3 protein-coding genes and 1 pseudogene are annotated in these 2,213 nt (G+C 65.2%); all 4 read right to left on the reverse strand.

Translation table 11 applies throughout. From position 1 onward, the window contains the following. Positions 1-491: pseudogene (locus Q1W68_RS07470) on the reverse strand (methylmalonyl Co-A mutase-associated GTPase MeaB); the annotation flags it as partial. A 56-nt stretch (positions 492-547) separates the two neighbouring features. Continuing rightward, the gene (locus tag Q1W68_RS07475; protein WP_300654487.1) at positions 548-967 is read right to left on the reverse strand and encodes a hypothetical protein; all 420 of its coding nucleotides are present in this window, start codon (positions 965-967) and stop codon (positions 548-550) included. After that, complete coding sequence (locus tag Q1W68_RS07480; RefSeq protein WP_300654484.1) at positions 948-1,235, reverse strand: CopG family transcriptional regulator; 288 nt, start codon at positions 1,233-1,235, stop codon at positions 948-950. Before Q1W68_RS07480 ends, Q1W68_RS07475 begins: the two co-directional genes overlap by 20 nt. Before the next feature lie 39 nt (positions 1,236-1,274). After that, on the reverse strand, positions 1,275-2,213 hold a 939-nt coding region (locus Q1W68_RS07485), incomplete at its 5' end, for a methylmalonyl-CoA mutase family protein (protein ID WP_300716016.1).

The raw sequence follows: 2,213 nt of genomic DNA on the forward strand, positions 1-2,213 counted from the left end.
GCGTTGGGCAGCTGCATCAGCACGAACATGTCGGTCATGCCGCTCACCGCCGTCTCGCTCTGGCCCACGCCCACGGTCTCGACGATCACCACGTCGTAACCCGCCGCCTCGCAAACCAGCATGGCCTCGCGCGTCTTCTCAGCCACACCGCCCAGCGTGCCGCTGCTCGGGCTGGGGCGGATGTAGGCCTGCTCGTGCACCGAGAGCTTTTCCATGCGGGTCTTGTCACCCAGGATCGAGCCGCCCGAGACCGTGCTGGACGGGTCCACCGTGAGCACCGCCACGCGGTGACCCTTGTCGATCAGGTACAGACCGAGCGCTTCGATGAAGGTGCTCTTGCCCACGCCCGGCACACCGCTGATTCCCAAGCGGAAGGCCTGGCCGGTGTGCGGCAACAAGGCGGTGAGCAGCTCGTCGCCCTGCGCGCGGTGGTCGGCGCGGGTGGATTCGAGCAGGGTGATGGCTTTGGCGATGGCGCGGCGTTGCGCCATGGCTTCGCCATGCAGAAGGGTGTGCAGTGTGGCCACTGCGTTGATGGGAGCGGTGGTCACAGGATGTCGAAGCCTCGCCCGTCGGGCAACCGGTAGCGAGAAAAGTCGCGCACATCGGTGGTCATGATGGTGGTCACGCCGGTGTCGGAAGCGAGCCAGACCAAGGAGGCATCGGCCAGGTCCATCTCGGTTCGAGGTGCTTGGGTGTAGCGCTGCATCAGGCCCACAAACTCTTCCAGCGCTTCTTGCTGAAACGGAAACACCGACAGCGCGCCCGCGCCCACCCACCGAAGAAAGGTGTAGCGCTGCGGCGGTGCGAGCAGGTAACTGGCTTCCACCACACAAGGCCACGTTGTGGAGAGCGACCAGTTCAAGTCGGCCGCCTTCTTGAACAGGTCCAGGTAGTGCTCGGCCCGGGGCTGCTTGGCCCCGAACACCGCCACCATCGGCCCCGCGTCAACCAGCACGGCCGCCATGCTTGGCCTTCAGCTTCTTCACGATGGCGGCGCGCGAGGCGTCGGTGTCGTAGGGCTGTTCTTCGCCCTTGAACGCCTTGGCGACAGCCTTGTATTCGGCCTGCGACTCTTCAGCCTTCAAGGCCACCAGCAGGTCGTAGGGGTTCTTGCGGCCGAGCGCGCGCTCCACCGCTTCCACGATGAACTGGGACTTGGTCACACCCTGGCGGCGGGCAGCGAGCTCCAGCTCTTTCTCCAGCAAGGGGTCCATGCGAACGGATACAGCCATGACGATCTCCTGATTCAATACCGTATTACAGTATCACAATCAGGCCTTTAGTGCCTTGCGAATCTGCTCCAGCACGTCCTTGGCGCTGGCGGGAATCGGTGTGCCCGGACCGTAAATACCCTTCACGCCCGCTTCATAAAGCATCTCGTAGTCCTGGCGCGGGATCACGCCGCCCACGAACACGATGATGTCGTCGGCGCCCTGCTTCTTGAGCTCGGCAATGATGGCCGGCACCAGCGTCTTGTGGCCGGCGGCGAGTGTGGAGACACCCACCGCGTGCACGTCGTTCTCGATCGCCTGGCGCGCGCACTCCTCGGGCGTCTGGAACAGCGGGCCCATGTCGACGTCGAAACCGAGGTCGGCAAAGGCCGTGGCCACCACCTTGGCGCCGCGGTCGTGGCCGTCCTGGCCGAGCTTGCTGATCATCACGCGCGGGCGGCGGCCCTGCGCTTCGGCAAACGCGTTGATCTCGGTCTTGAGGGCGTCCCAGCCCTCGGCGGAATCGTAGGCAGCTGCGTACACACCGGTCACCTTTTGCGTGTCGGCGCGGTGGCGCCCGAACACCTTCTCCAGCGCGTCGCTCACCTCGCCCACGGTGGCGCGCAGGCGCATGGCTTTGATCGACAGGTCGAGCAGGTTGCCCTCGCCGCTGTCGGCGGCGGCGGTCAGCGCATCCAGCGCGGCCTGCACTTTGGCGCTGTCGCGCGTGGCCTTGATTTTCTGTAGCCGCGCGATCTGCCCGTCGCGCACGGCCACGTTGTCGATGTCGCGCGCTTCGATAGCGTCTTCGGTCTTGAGCTTGTACTTGTTGACGCCGACGATCACGTCTTTGCCCGAATCGATGCGTGCCTGCTTTTCAGCGGCGGCCGCCTCGATCTTGAGCTTGGCCCAACCGCTGTCCACCGCCTTGGTCATGCCGCCCATGGCCTGCACTTCCTCGATGATGGCCCAGGCCTTGTCGGCCATTTCCTGCGTGAG

Source organism: Hydrogenophaga sp. (assembly GCF_030158645.1).
Lineage (GTDB): Bacteria > Pseudomonadota > Gammaproteobacteria > Burkholderiales > Burkholderiaceae_C > Hydrogenophaga.